Genomic DNA, 20606 nt, shown 5'->3' on the forward strand with positions numbered 1-20606 from the left:
CCCCGCACGTTCCTGGAGGACGGCGACGAGGTCGCCATCACCGCCACCGCCCCGGGCCCGTCCGGCGCCCGCATCGGGTTCGGTGAGGTGACCGGCCGCGTCCTCCCCGCCCGCTGACCGGCGTTAGAGTCTGGCCTTGTGACACCCGCGAGCCCCGCCCCCACCTTCCGCACCGCGACCCCGGACGACGTCCCGGGCCTCGTCGCCCTCATCGAGTCCGCCTACCGCGGCGACGCCAGCCGCGCCGGCTGGACGACCGAGGCCGACCTCCTCGGCGGCCAGCGCACGGACGCCGACATGGTCCTGGCGGTGGTGAACGACACCTCCGGCCGGATGCTCGTCGCCGAGACCGGCGGCGTCCTCGCCGCGTGCTGCCAGCTCGAGAACCGCGACGGCCACGCCTACTTCGGCACGTTCGCGGTCCGCCCGGACATGCAGGGCGGCGGCCTCGGCAAGCAGGTCCTCGCCGAGGCCGAACGGCTGGCCCGCGACGAGTGGGACGCGGCGGAGATGCGCATGACGGTGATCACCGCCCGCGCGGAGCTGATCGCCTGGTACGTCCGCCGCGGCTACGTCCGGACGGGCGAGCTGTCACCGTTCCCGTACGGCGACGAGCGCTTCGGCCTCCCCAAACGCGACGACCTGCGATTCGAGATCCTCACCAAGAAACTCCGCTGACGACCCGACGCCCTTGACGCCCTGACGCTATTCGCCGGTGGCGCCGTCGGTCAGTTCTCGGATGATGTCGAGCTGCCCCACGTGGCGGGCGTACTCCTGGAGGACGTGGAACAGGATCCAGATCAGCGCCGGGTGGTGCTCGGGCGGGGTGAAGCCGCCGCCGGTGCGGGCCACGTCCTGGAGGTCGGCCGCGGCGACGATCTCGCGGGTGCGTGCGCACTCGTCCAGGAACAGGGCCCTGATCTCCTCCGGTGACTCGTCGGGGCGGGCGTGGAAGGCGCGCGTGTCCGGATCCCGGTCGCCCCGGATGTCGTCCAGCTGCTCGGCGGCGAAGCCCCAGCGGAACCAGCGGCGTTCCACGTAGGCCAGGTGTTTGAGCAGCCCGAGCGGTGTCCAGCCGGACGGGAGGATGCTGGTGCGCAGGTTCTCCTCTGACATGCCGTCCAGCTTCCGCAGCAGGGCGTCGCGGTAGTAGTCGAGGTAGCCGAGCAGTAGCTCGCGAGTGTCGGTCAGCGTGTCCGGCGGCTCTTCGCTCATACGCCGGACGCTAACCCGGGCCGGGCGGCCCCCACGACCGGTTTTCGCCAGTATTTGATGAAATTACGTATTTACGTAGTATCGCCGTCATGGAGGAGCAGGGTCTGCCGGAGCGGGTCACGCGGCTGGAGGAGCGCGTGGCCGGGCTGGAACGCACACGTCCCCACGAGAACGAGACCCCGCGGCGGGACGACGACACGTTCTGGGCCCTGGACACGCTGAAGGACCGCGTCGACGACCCCGGCGCCGTGCTGTTCACCGGCTCGGTGACCCTGCCGGGCGGCGAGCACTACGAATGGCAGCAGGGCCACCCGGTGGACGACCTCCTCGCCGACGACTGGTCGCAGTCGGCCGAGAGGCTGGCGGCGCTGGCGCATCCGGTGCGGCTCCTGCTGCTCCGGGAGATCCTGCACGGCGCCCGGACGACCGCCGAGCTCGCCTCCCTCGATCGGCTCGGCACGACCGGGCAGCTCTACCACCATCTGCGCCAGCTGGTCTCCGCCGGCTGGCTCCGCACCACCGCGCGGGGGCGCTACAGCGTCCCCGGCGAGCGGGTAGTGCCGATTCTCACGATGCTCGCGGCGAGCCGCCGCTGAGCGCTCCCATCGGAGGAAGAAATGCACAGGACAGTGGCACGATTCAGGACTCTCTTCGTCCTGCTCGGGATGGCTCTGGCGCTGACCGCGCCGCTGCACGGTGTGGGCGCGCTGTCGGTGGCGGGGGTCGTCCTGATCGCCCTCGGGGTCGTGCTGATCTTCGTGCCCGGCGGCGCCCCGGGACGCGAGCCCGTCGTCGTGCGCTGCCCGGTGGAAGGGCGGTGGGTGCCCGTCAACAGCCCCGCCGACAAGGTCCCCAGCCACGGGACGCATGAGCTGGGCCAGGCGTACGCGATCGACCTCGTCCACGTGCCCGATCCGGACCACGAATGGCGACCGCTGCGGAAGGGGCCGATCGCGTCCCGGCCGGAGACGTTCCCGGCGTTCGGACGCGACATCACCGCCCCCGCCGACGGCGTCGTCGTCCAGGCGAGCGACCGGCAGCGCGACCACTGGAGCCGCAACTCCCGGCCCGCCCTCGTCTACCTGCTGGTGGAGGGGCTCCTGTTCCGGCCGGTGCTGTCCCTGCTGACCCTGTCGGCGGGACGGTTCGTCATCGGCAACTCCGTCGTGCTGGACCTCGGCGACGGGGTGTACGCGCTGTTCGCGCACCTGCGGCACGGATCGGTACGGGTCAGGAAGGGCGACCGGGTGCGGGCCGGTGACGTGATCGGCCAGGTCGGAAACTCTGGAAACTCGTCCGAGCCGCATCTGCACTTCCATCTGATGGACCGTCCGCGCCCGATGGCCGCCGCCGGGGTGCCGTTCGCGTTCCGCTACGAGAGCGACGGCGAGGTCTGCACCGGCGTGCCGGGCGGGCGCAGGCCGTTCGTCGCCACCACCGACGAGCCCGCCTCCGCCTCCTAACCGGGCCTGCGCCAGTCCGGGTCCCGGCCGGAGACCGCCAGGGCGCGCTCGAACGGCGGCGCGCCCTCACCGGCCGGCACGGCGGCCCCGAAACCGTCGTACTGGCGGTACATCTCCGCGTACCGCTCGACGACCTGGACGAAGAACCGGCCGGTCTCCGGTGAGACGCGATAGTCCTGGCCGGTGGCCTTGGCGACGTCCCAGCCGTGCAGGGCCATCTCAAGGATCATCATCGCGGCGATGTCGGGGGCGGGCGTGCCGTTGATGTCGCCGTCCCAGACGCCCGGGTCGGCCCAGGCGGCGACCGCGCGGTCGAGCTGCGCCGCGTACTCCTCCGGCCAGGCGGTGCCGGCGGTGAAGTCGCGTCCGGTCAGCTCGTCCGGAAGCTCCTTGCGCAGGGCGCGGTGCTCCAGCCCGTGGGACGTGTAGAGCACCAGATGGTTCACCAGCGCCCGGAGGTCGAACTCCGCGCACGGGGTCGGGTCCGACCACCGGTCGTTCGGGACGGCCCGCGCCACGCGGGCGGCCTCGGCGGCGCATTCCTTCATGTACGCGTGCTGTTCGTGCATGGCCCTCACGCTACGGACGCCCGCCGGGCCGCTTCTTGGACAAACGCGCCAAGTACCCTGGTCAGGTGGCGGACTTCGGACGCGGAGTGCTGTATCCCCACGAGCACGCGAGCATCGCGAGGCTGGACCGGCGAGCCCCCTCCACCGACCTCGCGCGCTTCGTGGAGTTCTACTGGCACGTCCGGTGGCGGACGGACGAGCCGTACGAGACGAAGGTGCTCTCGCACCCGAACGTCCACCTCGTCTTCGAGGAGCCCGCCCCGCTGGTGTACGGGGTGGACCGCAGCCTCTTCGTCCGCCGTCTCGCGGGCGAGGGCCAGGTCCTCGGCGTGAAGTTCCGCCCGGGCTGTTTCCGCCCCTTCGCGGACGGGCCCGTCATCGACCTCGCCGACCGCCGGGTCCCCGCCGCTGACGTGTTCGCCCACCGGGTGGACGAGGTCGGCCACGCCGTCCTCCAGAACACCGACCTGGACGCGATGGTGCGCTTGGCCGAGGAGTTCCTGCGGGACGTCCTTCCCGCGCCGGATCCGGTGGCCGAGGAGGTGGCGGCCATGGTCGAGACGATCACCGCCGACCCGGCCCTGTTCCGCGTCGACCAGGCCGCCGGGGCGCTGCACGTCTCCGCCCGCACGCTCCAGCGGCTCTTCGCCGAATACGTGGGCGCGAGCCCCAAATGGGTGCTGCGCCGGGCGCGGCTCCACGAGGCCGCGTCCCGCGCCGACGAGGGCGTCCGCGTCGACTGGGCGGCCCTGGCCGACGACCTCGGCTATTTCGACCAGTCGCACCTGACCCGCGACTTCACGGCCACGGTCGGCGTCTCCCCCGCCCGATATGCCGGTCTAAGCTCCTGACACACAAGGCGATCGTGGAGGTGGAGGACGTGAAGTTCGTCCTGGAGGTCGACATGACCAAGGGCGCCGTGGGGGACGACGCCGTCCGCGAGCTGCAACGGATCCTGCGGTACTGGGGCGGGAACCTGCACTACTACGAGCTGAAGCCGGGCGACGGCTCGGTCATCTACGACTCCGGTTACAGCGAGGTCGGCGCGTGGCGCATCACCTCGGAGGATGCGAAAGAGGCCCCGGAACCGGGATGAGGCGGAAGGCGATGAAGGCCGGGAAGTCCTCCAGTTTCGCGTGGTCCTCGGGATAGCGATCGGCCATTTCGGGGACGGGACGCGGCTCCAGCAGTTCCTCGATGAGAAATCCGGCCTGACGGAACTCGGCGCAGATCGCGGTCAGCGGTCGTCGCCAGGCCCGGATCGGCCAGTCCCGCTCCGGGCTCAACGATTCCTCCACGGGTTCTTCGGTGAAATAGGAACCGCCCAGGCGCACCCAGTCCATGATCGGATGCTCGGTCGACAGGACCAGCGCGCCGGACGGCGCCAGGATCCGGCGGAACTCGCGGAGCAGCGCCACCCGGTCGTCGATGTAGTGCAGCGCCAAGGCGAACACGACCAGGTCGGCGGAGCCGTCCGGTACCCAGGTCAGCGGCTCGGACAGGTCGTGGACGCGCAGGTCGGCGCGGCCCTCGCAGCGGGCGCGCGCGAGGTCGACCAAGGTGGGGCTCACGTCGCAGCCCGTGACGCGGGCGCCGCGGTCCAGCAGCTCGCGGGCGTACAGGCCGGGGCCGCAGGCGGCGTCGAACACGGCGCGTCCGGCGACGTCACCGGCGAGGCCGAGCACGGCGGGACGGTCGTAAAGGGCGTTGTAGGCGCTGTCCTCGGCATGGGCGGCGTATTCGTGGGCGAAACGCTCATACATGCTTCCGATCATCCCAGAGGGATCAACCGGTTTTGTCAGGAGGTCAGCCGATATGAGTCAGGGCATCAGCTCCGCTGGGCCTCGCGTTGAGCGTCTCGTGACTCTTCCGCAATGCGGTCCAGTTGCGCGACGCGTTCCTCATCGCGGGTGAGGTTCGCTCCGGTGGACGGGTCGAAAATGTGAATCCTGGACGTGTCGATCCACAATTCCGCCTCCCGCCCCGGCTTGATCTCGCTGGCCGCGTCCAGCGCCACGACCGCCTGCGTGCGGAGCTGGTCGCTGTCGAGCTCGCGGGACAGGGCGCGGAGCTGCGCGGCCAGATCGGCGGGCGCCTCGTACGGGACGTACGCGTACTGCTCGTTCCCCAGCCATTCGGTCACGTCCACCCTCGCGCGGACGATGCTGCCGTGCGGCCTCTTCTCTTCGGGGACCAGCGACGCGTCCTCGAAATGCTCCGGACGGATCCCGACGAGCACCACGTCGCGGTCCCCGGCGGCCGCGACCTTGCGCTCGTCGTGCACCTCGAACCGGCCGAGCGGGGTGTCGAGGAACGAGCCGTCTACGGACGCGGGCAGGAAGTTCATCGACGGCGACCCGATGAACCCCGCCACGAACAGGTTGACGGGCTCCTCGTACAGCTCGCGCGGGCTGCCGACCTGCTGCAGCACGCCCATGCGCAGCACCGCGACACGGTCGCCGAGCGTCATCGCCTCCGTCTGGTCGTGCGTGACGTACACGGTCGTGACGCCGAGGCGCTTCTGCAACCGGGAAATCTCGGTGCGCATCTGGCCGCGGAGCTTCGCGTCCAGGTTCGACAGCGGCTCGTCGAACAGGAACGCGTCCGCCTGCCGGACGATCGCGCGCCCCATCGCGACGCGCTGCCGCTGCCCGCCGGACAGGTTCGCCGGTTTGCGGTCCAGATGCTCGGTCAGCTCCAGCGTCTCGGCGGTCTCCTTGACGCGGCGGCGCACCTCGTCGTCCGGCTTCTTGGCGAGGCGCAGCGGGAACGCGATGTTCTCGAACACGGTGAGGTGCGGGTACAGCGCATAGTTCTGGAAGACCATCGACAGGTTCCGCTCGCGCGGCGCAACCTTGTTGACGACCTTCTCGCCGATGCGCATCTCGCCGGAGGTGATGTCCTCCAGCCCGACGATCATCCGCAGCAGCGTCGACTTCCCGCAGCCGGACGGGCCGACCAGGATCATGAACTCGCCGTCCCGCACGTCCAGGGACACGTCGTTCACGGCCGGGAAGCCGTCACCGTACTTCTTGACGATGTTCTTCATGCTGATGGCGGCCATGGCTCTCCCTTGGACTCAGCCCTTGACGGCGCCGGACGTCAGCCCGGCCACGATGCGGCGCTGGAACGCCAGGACGACGATGACGACCGGGATCGTGACGACCACGGCGGCCGCGCAGATCGCCGTCGTGGGCTGCTCGAAGTAGGACTCCCCGGTGAAGAACGCCAGCGCCGCCGGCACGGGCCTGGCCCGGTCGGTCGAGGTCAGCGAGATCCCGAAGACGAAATCGTTCCAGCAGAAGAAGAAGGTCAGGATCGCGGCGGTGAACACCCCTGGCGCGGCCAGCGGGACGATCACCTTGCGGAACGCCTGCCAGGACGTGGCGCCGTCCACCTGCGCGGCCTGCTCCATCTCCCACGGGATCTCGCGGAAGAACGCCGACAGCGTCCAGATCGCCAGCGGCAGCGCGAACGAGATGTACGGGATGATCAGGCCCGGCCAGGTGTCGTACAGGCCGATGTTGCGCCACAGGTCGAACAGCGGACCGACCAGCGACACCACCGGGAACATCGCGATCGCCAGCGCGAACGACAGGATCAGCTTCTTGCCGGGGAACTCCAGCCGCGCGATCGCGTACGCGACCAGCGTCGCGAACACCACCCCGACGAACGTCGCGATCAGCGAGATGCCGATCGAGTTGATCAGCGCGGAGGTGAACAGGTCGGTCTTGAAGACCGTCTCGTAGTTGTCCCACGTCCAATCCTGCGGGAAGAACCCCTGGACGTTGCCGATCTCGCTGGGCGTCTTGAACGACAGCATCACGATCCACAGGATCGGGAACGCCGTCCACACCAGGATCAGCAGCGACGCGACGATCCACAGCGTCTTCGAGCGCGCCGACTCCATCACCGATCACCTCGCACCTGGGAAAGATCCACGCGGAACCCCTTGATGAACACGGCCGCGATCAGCACCACCGACAGGAACAGCAGGACGCCGACCGCGTTGCCGAGGCCGAGCGCCGTCCGGGTGATGATCTGCTGGTAGGTGAGGAACGACAGCACCTGGGTCTTCTCCTGGCCCGCCGTCATGATGAACACGTTGTCGAAGATCCGCCACGCGTCGAGCGTGCGGAACAGCACGGCGACGAGGATGGCGGCCTTCATGTTCGGGATCGTGACGCGTCTGAGCCGCTGCCACGCCGTGGCGCCGTCCACCGTCGCCGCCTCCCCCAGGTCCCGCGGCACCTGCGCGAGCCCGGCGAGGAGCAGCAGCGACACGAACGGCGTCGTCTTCCAGATCTCCGACAGGATCACCACGGACAGCGCGGACCAGCGGTCGGAGAACCAGGCGTAGTCGCCGAGCCCGAACCACGAGTTGACGAACCCGGACTGCACGTCGAACGCGTACTTCCACGCGAACGCCGAGATGACCGTGACGATGCCGTAGGGCAGCAGGATCGCGGTCCGGACCGTCCGGCGCCCGAACACCGCCCGGTGCATCACCATCGCGAGCCCGAACCCGATGACCAGCTCCACCCCCACCGTGATCACCGTGATGACCAGGGTCGTGACGACGGTCTGCCAGAACAGGGGGTCGGTCAGCGCGGTCGCGTAGTTGCCGAGGCCGACGAAGCGCCGGTCGTCCGGCGCGGTGAGCCGGTAGCTGAACAGCGACTGGTACAGGGCGCTGCCCAGCGGATACGCCGTGACCAGCAGCATCACGGCCACCGCGGGCGCGGACAGCATGAGCCCGAGCCTGCGCTCCGCCCGCCCCCGGTCGGAGATCTCCGCGCGCTTGGCCGGCCGCTCGCTCTCCGGCGCCGTTTCGACGGTTGTCATCCGAACACCTCCGTTAGAGCCGATGGGGCCTTAGAGCAGCGCCTTGTCGCGCAGGACCTCGCGGATGAACCGGGCGGACTCGCGCGGCGTGGTGTTCGGGTGCACCGACGCGGGCGGGTGCCAGCGGTTCTGGATGGCGCCGGAGACGTCCGCGTAGTACGGCGTGGCCGGACGGGGCGCGGCGGCGGCGATGGAGTCCCGCATCAGCGGGGCCATCGGGAACTCCTTGACGATGTCGGGGTCGTCGAAGATCGCGGGACGGGCGGCGACGTTGCCCTCGTCGAGCATGTACCGCTTCATGTTCGCCGGGGACGTGATGCAGCGGACCGCCTCGATCGCCAGGTCGTCGCGGTGCTTGCCGTACGCGCTGACGCCGATCTCGATGCCGCCGAACGGGGGCTTGCTCTCCTGCCGCGGGTTCACCCGCGGGTAGCGCGCCCAGCCCAGGTCGCTGACGATGTTCTTGTCGATCGCGCCCGCCTCGGCGTCGCCCTTCTCCGCGCGCCAGACGTAGCCCCAGTTCAGCAGGAAGCCGCCGCGCGGGCCGTTGATCGTCGCGCGGGACTGCTCCTCGATGTCGGTCGACAGCGTCGGGCCCGCGGCGGTCGACCTGGCCAGCTTGCCGATGATCGCGGCGGCCTGCCGGCCCGCCGGCGAGTCGATCTCGATGGCGGCCTCGTCGCCCTTCTCCGCGTCGCTGATGATCCGCCCGCCGGCGGACGCGATGAGCGCGTTGATCCACACCATGTAGCCCTCGTACCGGTTGCCCTGCACGCCGATCGTGGTGTTGGTGCGGACGGCCGCGTCGATCAGCTTGTCCCAGGTGAAGTCGGGGGCGTTCGGGTCGATGCCCGCCTTCTGCGCGACCGACTTGCGGTACCAGAGGAGCTGGGTGTTCGCCCAGAACGGCGCCGCGTAGAGCTTGCCCTCCCAGGTGGAGCTCTGCACCGCGGACTCGAACACGCCCTCGGTCAGCGGCCCCGCCTCGCTCTGGGTGAACGGGCGCAGGAACCCGGCGTTCGCGGCCTCCGCCACGAAGACGGGGTCCAGGCTCATGAGGTCGACGCCCGAGTCCTTGGCCGCGAGCCGCCTGATCAGCTGCTCGCGCTGCCCGCTCGCGTCGCTCGGGAGCAGCGCGGTCCTGATCCGGTACTTGCCGCCCGCCGCCTTCGTGCACGCCTCGGCGATCTTCGCCTGGCCGCCGTTGTCCGGGTTGATGTACCAGTTCAGGGTGGTGGTCCCGCCGCCGCCTCCGCAGGCCGTCACCCCTCCGGCCAGCAGTGCCAGCGCGACGCCGGCCCGCAATGGCCCCGCGCGCGAGATGCGCGCGGCTCTTGCGACCTGTCCGAATCGTCCGACTCGTCCGACCATCGGGCCTCCCGAAGCCTCCCACCAGGTGCGACACTTCGCCGGGCCGCGTCCGTGGCGGTTCCGGCTCCATTCGATCACCGGATTCCGTGACTGTCGAGATCCAAAGAGTGATCTAAAGAGACCGTGTCCCGCGCGTAACAATCGCTTCAGTCGTCCCGGCAGGCCCTCTTACCACAGACGGGAGAACTTGATCAACTCCATGGAAAGCGCGAGTTTCTGCGCCCAAAACCGCGGAAGGCAGTTGCTCTTTAATTGCCTCTCTGCGCCGCCTCAGCAGGGGTCATAGATTTAGCCGCGGTAAACGATTCCCTTGATGGTCGTCCGGTCGGAAACGAGGAGCGCGACGTTCGTTCCGGATGGACGGTCAGGAGCACTACAAGAAGGCGCGGAGGACCGCGAACCCCGACCGACCCGCGAGCCCTCCGCGCCTTCGCCCGTGGGGGCGGCCGGCGCGACGGATGCTGCTCAGTACCCTCCGCCCGTCCCGTAACCGCCGCCGTTCCCGTTGCCGTTGCCCGAGCCCGCGCCTGCGCCTGCGCCCGAGCCGGTGACGGCGGCGCGCTTGCCCGCCGGGGTGGTGGCCCACCACACGCCGCCGACGCCCTGGCCGTTCACGTCACCGGGCTGCTCGTCCTTCTCGTAGTAGTACATGGGCCAGCCGTTGATGGTGAGCTGGCACTTGCCGTCGTCCTTGCGCTCGATGAAATCGACCAGCTTCCGGTCGACGCCCTCGACCTTGAGCTTCTTCCAGCTCCTGAAGACGACCGGCGGCCACGCCTTCTTGCACGCGCCGAAGCAGTTCGTGGTGGGCGGCTTGTCGGTGTCCTTGTCGAAGCGGTACATCGTGCGGCCGTTGCCGTCGGTCAGGATGAGGCCGAGCTTCGGGTCGGTCCTGGCCTTGACGATCGTCCAGCCCTTCCAGCGGTCGTCGGTCTTCGGCTTCGGCGGGGCGGCCTTCGTGCCGGTCGGGGACGCGGCGTACCAGGTGCCGCCCACGCCCTGGCCCTTCACGTCGCCGAGGCTCTCGTCCTTGGCGTACCGGTACAGCGGCCATCCGCCGAGCGTGACCTGCCACTTGCCGTCCGGCCGCTTGACCTTGCCGACCAGCGCCTTCTTCACGCCGTCGACCTCCGGCTCCGCCTCGGTCGCCCAGACCGGCGGCCACGCCTTGGCGCATTCGTCCGCGCAGGTGGACGCGGGCGGACGGGCCGTGTCGTTGTCGAACCGGTAGAGCGTCCGGCCGTCCCCGTCGGTCACGACCTTGCCGAGCCGTGTGAAGTTGGCGACCTCCAGCGCGGTCGGTTCGGGCTCCGGTTCCGCGGACGGGTCCGCCGACGGGTCGGCCGGGGCCTGCCCCCCGGTGCCCGCGGCGGCGTTCCGCCGGTTCCCGCCGTTCTCCTGCCCGCATGCGGTGAGCACCAGCCCGGACGCGGTCAGGGCGGCTGCAGCGGGAATCACCCATCGTGGGATCTTCATCGTCGTCGGTCCTCCGTGTCGTCTGGGTCCCGGCTCTGGTTCGAGGTCCCCTACGGCTCCCGGTCGAGCTGCCGCACCGCTCTGCCGGATCGAGGAGCAGTACGGTGAATCCCTCGGAACGGGTTCAACCCCCCGGAACCGGCCGCCCGCGGGCCGGGTCAGATGCACGTTGGTTCCATCGACGGTTCGCGAGGCAGGCAGTAGTGACGACCGGCGACGGCTCCCCCGCGGACGCCCCGATCAACCTGAGCAAGAACCCGCCGCCGCCCGGCCCGGCGAGGAAGGCCGGCCCGGCGTGGATCGTGATCCCGGCGCGCGTGATCGCGCTGATCGTGCTGGTGCCGTTGCGGCTGGTCCACGACCTGATCGTGCTGACCGCCCGGGGCGTCCGGGCGGTGTGGAACGGTCTGATGCGGGCGCCGGGATGGCTCGCCCGGCTCATCGGCCGGATGCTGGGCGCCTTCGGCCTCGCGCTCTACCGCCGGCTCCTCGCCCCTCTCGGACGGCTCCTCCACCTCCTCATCGTCCGGCCGCTGCGGTGGCTCGCCGTCGTCGTGATCCTCGGCTCCCTGCGCTGGTTCGGGCGCGGCACCGGCCGCCTGGCCCGCTGGATCTACCGCCGGCTGATCGCCCCGGTCGGACGCTTCCTCGCCTTCATCGGACGCGGCCTGGCCTGGCTCCTCAATCTGCTCCTGCTCACACCGCTCGGGGCGCTCGGACGCGGCCTGCTCTGGCTGCTGTCCCTCATCGGCCAGGGGTTGGTCCTGCTGGTCAAGGGCATCGGGCTGCTGATCGGCGTGCTCGTGATCATGCCGCTCGTGCTGCTGTGGCGGTACGTCCTGCGCCCGCCGCTGGCCGCCCTCGCCTGGCTCGCCCGGGGCATCTGGCGCGGCCTCGCCTGGCTGGGACGCGGCACCCTCTCCGTCCTCGGCGCGCTCGGCGGCCTGCTCGCGGCCGGGTGGCGCGCGTTCGCGGCGGCGCTCGTGTGGTCGTGGCGGCTGATCGGCCGGTGCCTCGCGTGGCTGGTGCGCGTCCTCATCGTCTTGCCCGCCCGGACGGTGTGGCGGTACCTGCTGGCGCCGGTCGTCGCCGGCTTCGTCGGGACGTGGCGGCTCGCGGCCCGCGTCCTGCGGTGGCTCTGGCGGACGTTCGTCGTCGTCCCGACCCGGGTCCTGATCGTCGCGCCCGCGCGCTGGGTCGGGGCGAGCGTGCTGCGCCCGATCGGCCGCGGCATGCGTGAGACCTGGCGGGTCGGCGTCAGCGAGCCGGTCCGGGCCGCCCGCCGGACGATGCGCGAGGCGGGCCGCGACGTCCGCCTCCAGCTCCGCCGCACCTTCCGCGGACACTGATCACCACCCCGCCGCGGGCGGCTGAGATACTGGCGGGCGATGTACCGACTCCTGTTCGCACTGGTCATCTCCCGGATCCCGGCGGAGACCGTCCACCACCTGACGTTGCGGGCGCTCCGCGCGATCCAGGCCGTGCCCGGAGCCGCACCGCTGCTGCGGCGGCTGTTCGCGCCCCGCGACCCGTCGCTGGCCGTGCGCGCGCTCGGGCTGGACTTCCCGTCCCCGCTCGGCCTCGCCGCCGGATTCGACAAGGACGCCGTCGCCTACGAGGCGCTCGGCGCGTTCGGGTTCGGCCACGTCGAGATCGGCACCGTGACGGGACGCCCGCAGCCCGGCAACCCGCGCCCGCGGCTGTTCCGCCTCGCCCCCGACCGGGCGGTCATCAACCGGATGGGCTTCAACAACGAGGGCTCGGAGGCCGCCGCGCACCGGCTGCGCGCCCGAGCCCTCGGCCGGACGGTCGTCGGCGTCAACATCGGCAAGACCAAGATCGTCCCGGAGGCCGAGGCCGCCGCCGACTACGTGGCGAGCACCGAGCGGCTCGCCCCGCACGCGGACTACCTCGTCGTCAACGTCAGCTCCCCCAACACGCCCGGCCTGCGGAACCTCCAGGCCGTCGAGCACCTCCGCCCGCTGCTGACGGCCGTGCGCGAGGCCGCCGACCGGTCAACGCCCGGCCGCCGCGTCCCGCTGCTCGTCAAGATCGCGCCGGACCTGGCGGACGACGACATCGACGCGGTCGCCGACCTCGCCGTCGACCTCGGCCTGGACGGCATCATCGCGACCAACACCACCATCGCCCGCGACGCCCTGCTCAGCCCGCCCGCCCTGGTGAAGGAGACCGGCGGCCTGTCCGGAGGGCCGCTGAAGGACCGCTCGCTCGACGTCCTGCGCCGCCTACGCGCCCGCACCGGCGACCGGCTCGTGCTGATCTCGGTCGGCGGCGTCGAGACCGCCGATGACGTGTGGGAACGCGTCCGCGCGGGCGCGACCCTCGTCCAGGCGTACACGGGCATGATCTACGGCGGCCCGTTCTGGGCCCACCGCGTCAACCGCGCCCTGTCCCGCCGCCTCCGCGAAAGCGCGTTCCGCACCCTCCCCGAAGCCCGCCGCTGACCGCAGGCCGCTGACCGCGCTAGACCACCGTGAAGAAGCCGTCGGCGATCAGCGCGGGCAGGACGGCGTCGGCATGCGCGCGGACCTGCTCCGGGTCCATGCCGGTGAGCTGCGCGATGGCGTCCAGCAGCGGGTCGAGGGGCAGCGAGCCGTCGCAGACGCCCGCGAGGGCGGCCTCGACCGTCCCGACACCGGCGGCGCGGCGGAGCCGTCCGGTCTGGCGCAGCACGATCCGCTCGGGGTCCTCGGCGCCGGGCGGGCCGATCTGCTCCTGGACGAGACCCGGCGCCGCACTCACCGTCTGTCCACAGGCTGTGGAAAACTCGTCCGCCTTGACGAAGCCGTCAAGGATGTCCGGGACGTAGGCACCGACCGGCTGATCGACGGCGTGCCGCACCTCCTCGACCCGGATGACGCCAGGCCCGCCGCGCCTGAGCGTGATCCAGCCGAACCCGATCCCGGTGACGCCGTTCCGCTCGAAGTGGTCGAGCCACGCCTCGTACCGGGCGCGGTACTCCGGCGTGCCCGCCTCGCAGGAATCCCGGAGCCACAACTCGGCGTATTCCGCCGGATCCTGGACGTCCCGCTGGACGATCCACGCGTCGCACCCGTCCACCCACGACCCGGCGCGCTCCTCCCAGGGAACGCCGTCCACATGCAGCCAATTCGCCAGGAGCTGGCAATATCCGCCCTCGGTGAGGTACTTCGGAGCGTCCGCGACGAGCCGCCGGCAGAAGTCGTCGCCCGGCATGCCGGACTCGCGGTAGGTGAAGCGGCGGTCCCCCGGCGGCGCGACGACGAACGGCGGATTCGACACGATCAGATCGAACCGGCGCCCCCGGACGGGCTCCAGCAGCGACCCCTCCAGGAACTCGACCTCGCCCTCCGGCGCACCGGACAGCGCGACGCTCATCCCGGCGAGATCGAGAGCCCGCGGGTTGACGTCCGTCGCGGTGATGCGCGCGCCCGGATTCCGGCCCGCCACGTGCACCGCCTGGACGCCGCAGCCCGTCCCGACATCGAGCACGTTATCCACAGCCCTGTGGACAACCAGCCGCGCCAGGCTCCCGGACGCGCCGCCCGCACCCACCACATGATCCGCCGCCGGAACGCCCCCGGCCCCCGGCCGCACCTTGAGATCGGACACGACGTACCCGGCATGCCCGCCCCCGTCCGTGACCGCTTCGACCGGCTCGACGCGCAACCGAGCCCGCAGCTCCCCTCCGGACGCCTCCGCCAGGCCCGCCGCGACGAGGTCGTCCGCCCGGATCGACGCCGCGTCCACGGGAACCTGCAACCAGAACAGCCGCGTCAGGGTCTCCAGCGGCGAGCCGCCGCCGGTCGCCCGCAGCGCCGGGACGATCTCGTCCCGCGCGAGCGCACCCCCCGCGACGGGCCCGAGCAGTTCGCGCACCCCGGCGACCGTGTATCCGGCTCCGGTCAGCAGCTCGCGCACACGAAGAAGATCAGCCACCCGCCCATCCTGCCCGCCCGGGGGCCGGGACGGAGGTCAACGCAGATACGCCTCGAGGCCCTTGGCCAGGGACTCGGCGATGCGCTGGCGGAACGGCGCGGTGGACAGCTTGGCCGCGTCGCCCTTGTTCCGCATGTTGCCGCACTCGATGAACACCTTCGGGACGGTCGACAGGTTGAGGCCGCCGAGGTCATCGCGCCGGTCGATGGCGTCCTCGCCGAGGTAGTTGGAGTACGGGAGGCCGGTGCCCGCGCGGTAGGCGTCGCGCAGCGCCTTGCCCAGCTTCGCGGACCGCGGCACCATCGCGGCGTTCCCGCCGACGGCGATCGGCTCGATGATGTGGAACCCGTGCCCGGACGCCGACGAGCCGTCCGCGTGAATGGACAGGGCCGCGTCGGCCTTGAGCCGGTTGCCCAGGGCGGCGCGCTCGGTGATGCAGGGGCCGACGCCCTTGTCGTCCTTGCGCGTCAGCGCGACCTTGGCGCCCTTCGCGCGCAGGAGCTTCGCGAGCCGGTTGGAGACGTCCCAGGTGAAGGCGTGCTCGCCGTACCCGGCCGCGGTGCTGGTGCCGGTCGTGTCGCACGCCTTGCTGCCGTTGCCTATCTTGACCTGCTTGTTGATCTGGGCCGGATGGCGCGCGTTGCCGCCGTTGTGCCCGGGATCGAGGACGATCACCTTGCCGTCCAGCACGGACGAGCCGCCGCCGGACGCCGGGTCCTTCTCGTCCTCCGGGGCGCCCGAAGCCTGCCCGCCCGCGGTCGGCGGGTTCACCGGTCCGCCGTCGCCGCCCGGCGGCACCGCGGAGGCGTCGCACGCGACGAGCGCGCCGAGGCACAGCGCGAGACCGGCGGCCGCGAGACCGCCTCGATGGATGCGCACCGGCGGTTCCTCCGTGATGACTTCGTTACCGATCGGACCCTGACAGTCTGCACACCGTCGAGGGTTCGTCAAACGAAGTCCGGGAAACCCGCCGGATCGGCCCGCACATCGGCCCGCGGATCGGCCGGCCGGTTCACGGGCGGTTCAGGCGAGCGGGTCGTCGTCCTTGCCCAGCAGGGCGGCGAGGGCGCGCGCCTCGTCCGCGTCCAGGCCGAGGACCACGCGGGGACGGCCCCACGGGTGATCGATCGAATGGGCGACGTAGCTGGCCACGGACTCCGAGACCTGCTCGGCCAGCCCCCGCGCGTGCCGCCATTCCGACCACGCGCGTTCCAATTCGCTCGCCGCGTGCTGCGCGCACGACACCAGTTCCGGATCACGCACGACTGAACCCCCTAGTGGACTTTCCCGTGTCCGTCCGGCGGGTCCCGGGTCTCTCCCGGTGGTCTCGCCCGGGCGGCCTCCCCTCTAGGCCACCCGGACCTTCAAGGCCATCCGGACCCACCCGCCGTACGGTGAGTCCCATTAACCCGCCGGGGGCGGGTCGCGGGCCGGTGAATGCGGCAGTCTTGGCCTGCCCCTTACCTACCGCACACCGGTTCTTATCCGACGCACGCAGGCACACCGCCCAACACGCCGCACGCGGCCGCACCCACCGGGCGCACTCGGGCACGGTCGCCCGGCGCGCACAGGCACGGTCACCCGGCGCCCGCGGGCACGCCGGAAGACCGGCCGTCGCCGTCGTGCCGGGCGCAGGGCCGGGCACGCGCGCATGGCCGGGTACGGCCACGGCGGCCGCTGTGGGGTGGGTCGAACCTTGGGAGCGATTCGAGGCGGGGGGTCTAAGCCCTGTGACCGGGGCTCACAGGGTGGGAGCAGGCCCCGTCGTCGAACGGACCACCAGGTGCGGGACGACCAGGTTCTGCCGTGCCACCCGGGACGGGTCGCCGATGCGCGCGGTCAGCATCTCGGCGGCCACCCGTCCCATGTCCCTGCGGGGCTGGTCGACGCTGGTCAGCGAGATGTGCCGGATCGCCGCGAGGTGGGTGTTGTCGTACCCCACGATCGACAGCTCCGTCGGGACTCGCATCTCCAGCTCGTCGGCCGCCGACAGCGCACCGGTCGCGACCAGGTCGTTCGGCGCGAAGATGGCGGTCGGGCGCGGGTCGCGGGTCAGCAGCGCGCGGGCGGCGCGGTAGCCGCCGTCCTCGGTGAAGTCGCCGGGTTCGACCACGATCTCGTCCGCGAGCCCGTGCCGGTGCATCGCCTTCTCGTACCCGTCGCGGCGGTAGCGGGCCGTGGTGGAGCGCGCCCCTTCGATGTGCGCGATCCGCCGGTGCCCGAGCTCGACGAGATGGTCGACGGCGAGGCTCGCGCCGAGTTCGTCGTCGTCCACGACGATGTCGACGCCGACGACGTCGCGCTCACCGACGACCACGACCGGGACGCTGGCCGCGGCCTCCTTGAGCGACTCGGGGACGACGCTGAGCAGCACCAGCCCGTCCACCCGCATCTCCAGGAACGCCTCGACCGCCTCCGCCTCGAACAGCGGATCCCAGCGGCCGCTGCCGACCAGCATCCGCAGGCCGGCGCCGTGCAGGCTCTCCTGGAGCCCGTCGAGGAACTCGGCGAAGAAGGGGTTGTGCAGGTCGGCGACGATCGCGCCGATGAGCCTGGTGCGTCCTTCGACGAGGCTCCGCGCGACGGCGTTCGGGCGGTAGCCCAGCTCGCGCGCTGCCTGCAGGACGGCCTGTCTCCGCCGTTCGCTCACGTGCGGTGACCCTCGCATCACGAGGGAGACGAGTGATTTCGAGACGCCGGCGCGCTCAGCGACGTTGCGGATCGTCGGTTTGGGCGCGGGTACGGCTCTACCCTCGTCGCGTCTGGCGGGAGACTGCTCGGTGCGCGGCCTTGGCACCGCGGCCTGTTCCCGCATGTTCTGCGGGGTATTCGCCTGATCAGCTGACATGGCACTCCGTCCAGGGGGACCTGTGGGACCTGCCTCGACGGCGCGCGGCGGGGTGTGGAACGCGCCGTCCTCCACTCGAGGGGGAGTTGCCATGATGCCGCGCCTTTCCCCCAAACCGCCGCAACAGTGAGTAACGGGCATCCGACAATGGTGGTTCGGGCCTGTGGTGTTCGGTATCACAGTCCGGCCGGAGAGTGATCATGGGCGGCGAAAAGCCCGTTCCGGCCCACTTTGGGGCGGGCATGGGGCCGTCCCGGCTCGGATACGCTGCCCAGGTGGGAGATCGCGCGGTGGCCGGCAAGGCGCGTAGCCGGCAGAGCGGCGGCCGTGGCCGTCGCAGGCTCAGCGTCGACGAACGGCGCGACGAGCTGATCGAGGCGGCGCTGCAACTGTTCAGCACGCGCTCGCCCGAAGACATCTCGATCGACGACGTCGCGGCCAGGGCGGGCGCCTCCCGCGCGCTGGTCTACCACTACTTCGGCGGCAAGTACGAGCTGTACATCGCGGCGCTCGCCAGCGCGGCGAAGAAGCTGTCGGTGCTGCTGGAGCCGCCGACGGAGGGCAAGCCGCTCGACCGGCTGCGGATCTCGCTGCGCCGCTACTTCGACTTCGTGGAGAGCCACGCGGCCGGTTACACAGCGTTGCTGCGCGGTGGCCCGGCCGACCGTTCGGGTGAGGCGGGCGAGATCGTCGACGGCATCCGCCAGCTGCTGCTCGACCGGATCCTGCACTCGCTGGACGTCGAGACGCCGCAGCCGATCCTGCGCATCACGCTGCGGGCCTGGATGGCGGCGGTCGAGACCGCCGGCCTGGACTGGCTGGAGAACCGCGACGTTCCGCGCCCGCAGCTTGAAGGGTTGCTGATCGACCACCTGGTGGTCATGTTCCACGCGGCCGGACGCCACGACCCGGGCACGGGCAGGCTGTTCGACCGCCTGGCCCAGGAAGAGATGGGCTGACCCAAAGAAGAGAATGGGTTGAGCCCCAGGTAGAGACGCGTGTGACCCGGGAAAACCACTGGGTTGACGCCCTCGTCCGAACGGGCTTTTCCGGCCCGGACGCCTCCGCTTTTGGACGCTTTACCCAAGAGTGACGAGCAACGTCCTAAATGGAGACTCTGTCCTCATGTGGACAAAAAGTCACCCATGTCCCAAATTCCGTGCACGTCAGCGGCGCTTTTCGGCCGAGCCGGCCACCCGCTCGCCCTTGGGCCGGGACTGGACGCGCCCGGATCCCAAGGGCGACGCGGGTGAACGCGGCTACAACGGCCATCCCCCCAACGCCATGACCGACCCCGGCCGCCGGAATCGTCCGGCACCGGCACCGGCCATCGCGATTCGCATGCGAAGCCGGGCCCGCACGAGGCGAGAGCCCGAACGCACGCGGCGACGGCGAACCGCCGCCCTACTCCGAGCGCTGCTGCGGGATACCCGCGAGCAGCGCCCGCACCTCCGCCTCGCGGTAGCGGCGATGCCCCCCGAGCGTCCGGATGGACGTGAGCTTTCCCGCCTTCGCCCACCGCGTGACGGTCTTGGGGTCGACGCGGAACATCGTCGCCACCTCCGCCGGCGTCAGCAGGGGCTCGGCCTCTGGCGTACGTGCTGACATGTTTGCGGCCTCTCCTCCGTGGACCGATGACAGCGATCCTGCGATTGATCCTCGCGTGGTCACTGATGTCCCCTATGGCCCGAGTTGGGTCACTATGACATCACAACGTGTAACCTTGCCACCACTCAGCGCAACAAGCAAGTCCCTGGCGGTAGTTGCGTGCAAACATCCCCGCGCGTGCGGGGAGCGGCGTGTATCCGGTGGCCAGCGGGTCACGCTGCGTGATTCTAGCGATACGTATAGTCGTATCGCGCGCGGATTCGGGAAATTTGTTTTAGTTCGCCGCCTCAAGGGCCCGGATGGGCCTCCAGCGGGCAAGGAGCCGCTTGTACATCGCGACGGTCAGCTCGACCTCACCCCGCTCCATCCCGGTGATCGCCACGGCCATCTCGGCCACCGACTCGTCCAGGCTGAGCGTCCGGTCGTCCAGCAGATGGACGAGCCCTCCGTAGTCGAGCTCGACGAGCGCGCGCGGGTGGAAACCGTCCAGCCAGCGGCCGAGCGTGTCCAGCCGGCCCGCGGACAGCAGGTAGACGTCGCCCGTCCCGTCACCGAGGTTCTCCCGGACGACGGGCAGCGCGTGCGCCACCCTCCTGCGCGCCTCGCCCATCGAGGTGACGTAGATGAGCGTACGCGCGGGCGCGGCCGTCGCAGAGCTCTGACCTGGGGCGGGCGGTTCGGCGTGTTCCTCGGACGCGTCGTCGGCCTTGCGGTACCCGGTCCCCGGCGTGCCGAGCATCAGGCACCGCTCCTCGCGCGTGAAGGGCACGAACCAGTCCAGCGGGATGTGCCAGGTACTCGTCAGGATGTGCGGCCGCAGAGGCTTCCCCGTCCGCTTCCACTGCTCGAAGTCGCTCGTCACCCGCTCCGACACCGGCGGCGGGACGAACGCGGCCGCGAGCGCCGCGGCGTGCTCGTCCCGGAAGCGCTCGAAGGCCAGCCATGAGCGCAGCCGCGTCTCCCACGGGCACACGTAGATCATGTCGTCCAAGCGGCGGACGTAGGCGTCCCTGCTCTCGCGTTCCGGGACGACCTCGGGCGGTGAGCCGATCAGCCGGAGCGACGCGGCGCGGTGCTCGACGCCCAGCGCGTGGATCCGCCGCGGACGCCGCCGGGAGTCGGCATAGACCGTCCACAGGGTCCGCGCGGGCTCCGGGAAGGCGGTCACCGGTTCATAAACCCGTAGGTACGCGGCGTACGGAAGCACCATCGCATCGTGACATGAGATTCGGCCGGGCGCGGTGGCATCACGCGCCCTAGGCTGATCTTAGA

Annotated in this window: 22 protein-coding genes; 8 read left to right on the plus strand and 14 right to left on the minus strand. The window is 70.9% G+C overall.

Going from position 1 to position 20606, the window contains the following annotated elements:
• Positions 1–138: 138 nt before the first annotated feature.
• Positions 139–678: a GNAT family N-acetyltransferase gene (locus E1264_RS18760; RefSeq protein WP_132175203.1), complete on the plus strand. Its 540-nt coding sequence runs from the start codon at positions 139–141 to the stop codon at positions 676–678.
• 27 nt (positions 679–705) lie between these two features.
• Here the strand turns inward: E1264_RS18760 and E1264_RS18765 are convergent, their stop codons facing one another.
• A complete protein-coding gene (locus tag E1264_RS18765; protein WP_132175205.1) occupies positions 706–1215 on the minus strand; it encodes a DinB family protein in 510 nt (169 codons plus the stop codon).
• Between the two features lie 89 nt (positions 1216–1304).
• Between E1264_RS18765 and E1264_RS18770 the strand changes: the two genes are divergently transcribed.
• Together E1264_RS18770 and E1264_RS18775 are read left to right on the plus strand one after the other, a co-directional pair.
• Positions 1305–1811, plus strand: a complete 507-nt coding sequence (locus tag E1264_RS18770; protein ID WP_132175207.1) for a helix-turn-helix domain-containing protein — start codon at positions 1305–1307, stop codon at positions 1809–1811.
• A 33-nt stretch (positions 1812–1844) separates the two neighbouring features.
• Positions 1845–2678 (plus strand): M23 family metallopeptidase, encoded by an 834-nt coding sequence (locus tag E1264_RS18775; RefSeq protein WP_243711010.1) that lies wholly within the window; start codon positions 1845–1847, stop codon positions 2676–2678.
• Here the strand turns inward: E1264_RS18775 and E1264_RS18780 are convergent.
• Positions 2675–3247 carry a TIGR03086 family metal-binding protein gene (locus tag E1264_RS18780; protein ID WP_132175209.1) on the minus strand — a complete coding sequence of 191 codons (573 nt, stop codon included), beginning with the start codon at positions 3245–3247 and terminating at the stop codon, positions 2675–2677. The genes E1264_RS18775 and E1264_RS18780 overlap by 4 nt on opposite strands.
• 65 nt (positions 3248–3312) lie before the next feature.
• Here E1264_RS18780 and E1264_RS18785 point away from each other — a divergent pair, with 65 nt between their 5' ends.
• Positions 3313–4098 (plus strand): helix-turn-helix transcriptional regulator, encoded by a 786-nt coding sequence (locus tag E1264_RS18785; RefSeq protein ID WP_132175211.1) that lies wholly within the window; start codon positions 3313–3315, stop codon positions 4096–4098.
• A gap of 14 nt (positions 4099–4112) precedes the next feature.
• On the plus strand, positions 4113–4343 hold the full coding sequence (locus E1264_RS18790; RefSeq protein WP_207936009.1) for a hypothetical protein: 231 nt from the start codon (positions 4113–4115) through the stop codon (positions 4341–4343).
• Here E1264_RS18790 and E1264_RS18795 read toward each other — a convergent pair.
• From E1264_RS18795 to E1264_RS18820, 6 genes are all read right to left on the minus strand, one after another.
• Complete coding sequence (locus tag E1264_RS18795; RefSeq protein WP_243711011.1) at positions 4303–5010, minus strand: class I SAM-dependent methyltransferase; 708 nt, start codon at positions 5008–5010, stop codon at positions 4303–4305. The two genes, E1264_RS18790 and E1264_RS18795, sit on opposite strands and share 41 nt — an antisense overlap.
• Before the next feature lie 65 nt (positions 5011–5075).
• Complete coding sequence (gene ugpC, locus E1264_RS18800) at positions 5076–6311, minus strand: sn-glycerol-3-phosphate ABC transporter ATP-binding protein UgpC (protein ID WP_132175215.1); 1236 nt, start codon at positions 6309–6311, stop codon at positions 5076–5078.
• A 15-nt stretch (positions 6312–6326) separates the two neighbouring features.
• A complete protein-coding gene (locus tag E1264_RS18805) occupies positions 6327–7157 on the minus strand; it encodes a carbohydrate ABC transporter permease (RefSeq protein WP_132175217.1) in 831 nt (276 codons plus the stop codon).
• Complete coding sequence (locus E1264_RS18810) at positions 7157–8092, minus strand: sugar ABC transporter permease (protein ID WP_132175219.1); 936 nt, start codon at positions 8090–8092, stop codon at positions 7157–7159. The genes E1264_RS18805 and E1264_RS18810 overlap by 1 nt, the downstream gene beginning before the upstream one ends.
• Before the next feature lie 30 nt (positions 8093–8122).
• On the minus strand, positions 8123–9463 hold the full coding sequence (locus E1264_RS18815; RefSeq protein WP_132175221.1) for an extracellular solute-binding protein: 1341 nt from the start codon (positions 9461–9463) through the stop codon (positions 8123–8125).
• Between the two features lie 465 nt (positions 9464–9928).
• Positions 9929–10939 (minus strand): hypothetical protein, encoded by a 1011-nt coding sequence (locus E1264_RS18820; protein ID WP_132175223.1) that lies wholly within the window; start codon positions 10937–10939, stop codon positions 9929–9931.
• A 203-nt stretch (positions 10940–11142) separates the two neighbouring features.
• Between E1264_RS18820 and E1264_RS18825 the strand changes: the two genes are divergently transcribed.
• Together E1264_RS18825 and E1264_RS18830 are read left to right on the plus strand one after the other, a co-directional pair.
• A complete protein-coding gene (locus tag E1264_RS18825) occupies positions 11143–12288 on the plus strand; it encodes a hypothetical protein (protein WP_132175225.1) in 1146 nt (381 codons plus the stop codon).
• A gap of 39 nt (positions 12289–12327) precedes the next feature.
• On the plus strand, positions 12328–13404 hold the full coding sequence (locus E1264_RS18830) for a quinone-dependent dihydroorotate dehydrogenase (protein ID WP_132175227.1): 1077 nt from the start codon (positions 12328–12330) through the stop codon (positions 13402–13404).
• Positions 13405–13423: 19 nt separating this feature from the next.
• Here E1264_RS18830 and E1264_RS18835 read toward each other — a convergent pair whose 3' ends face one another.
• The 4 genes from E1264_RS18835 to E1264_RS18850 form a co-directional block, all read right to left on the minus strand.
• Positions 13424–14878 (minus strand): class I SAM-dependent methyltransferase, encoded by a 1455-nt coding sequence (locus E1264_RS18835; RefSeq protein WP_132175229.1) that lies wholly within the window; start codon positions 14876–14878, stop codon positions 13424–13426.
• Positions 14879–14914: 36 nt separating this feature from the next.
• Positions 14915–15757, minus strand: a complete 843-nt coding sequence (locus E1264_RS18840; protein ID WP_347813406.1) for an N-acetylmuramoyl-L-alanine amidase — start codon at positions 15755–15757, stop codon at positions 14915–14917.
• A gap of 144 nt (positions 15758–15901) precedes the next feature.
• Positions 15902–16141, minus strand: a complete 240-nt coding sequence (locus E1264_RS18845; RefSeq protein WP_132175231.1) for a hypothetical protein — start codon at positions 16139–16141, stop codon at positions 15902–15904.
• Positions 16142–16619: 478 nt separating this feature from the next.
• Entirely contained in the window at positions 16620–17675 is a 1056-nt protein-coding gene (locus E1264_RS18850; protein ID WP_132175251.1) for a LacI family DNA-binding transcriptional regulator, read from the minus strand.
• Positions 17676–18001: 326 nt separating this feature from the next.
• Between E1264_RS18850 and E1264_RS18855 the strand changes: the two genes are divergently transcribed.
• Complete coding sequence (locus E1264_RS18855; RefSeq protein ID WP_243711013.1) at positions 18002–18685, plus strand: TetR/AcrR family transcriptional regulator; 684 nt, start codon at positions 18002–18004, stop codon at positions 18683–18685.
• Positions 18686–19130: 445 nt separating this feature from the next.
• Here E1264_RS18855 and bldC read toward each other — a convergent pair whose 3' ends face one another.
• Together bldC and E1264_RS18865 are read right to left on the minus strand one after the other, a co-directional pair.
• Positions 19131–19334, minus strand: coding sequence for a developmental transcriptional regulator BldC (gene bldC, locus E1264_RS18860; protein WP_012850682.1), 204 nt, complete (start codon positions 19332–19334; stop codon positions 19131–19133).
• Between the two features lie 274 nt (positions 19335–19608).
• The gene (locus tag E1264_RS18865; RefSeq protein ID WP_347813407.1) at positions 19609–20502 is read right to left on the minus strand and encodes a hypothetical protein; all 894 of its coding nucleotides are present in this window, start codon (positions 20500–20502) and stop codon (positions 19609–19611) included.
• Positions 20503–20606: the final 104 nt, after the last annotated feature.

Origin of the sequence: Actinomadura sp. KC216, from assembly GCF_004348535.1 — a bacterium.
Classification (GTDB): domain Bacteria; phylum Actinomycetota; class Actinomycetes; order Streptosporangiales; family Streptosporangiaceae; genus Spirillospora.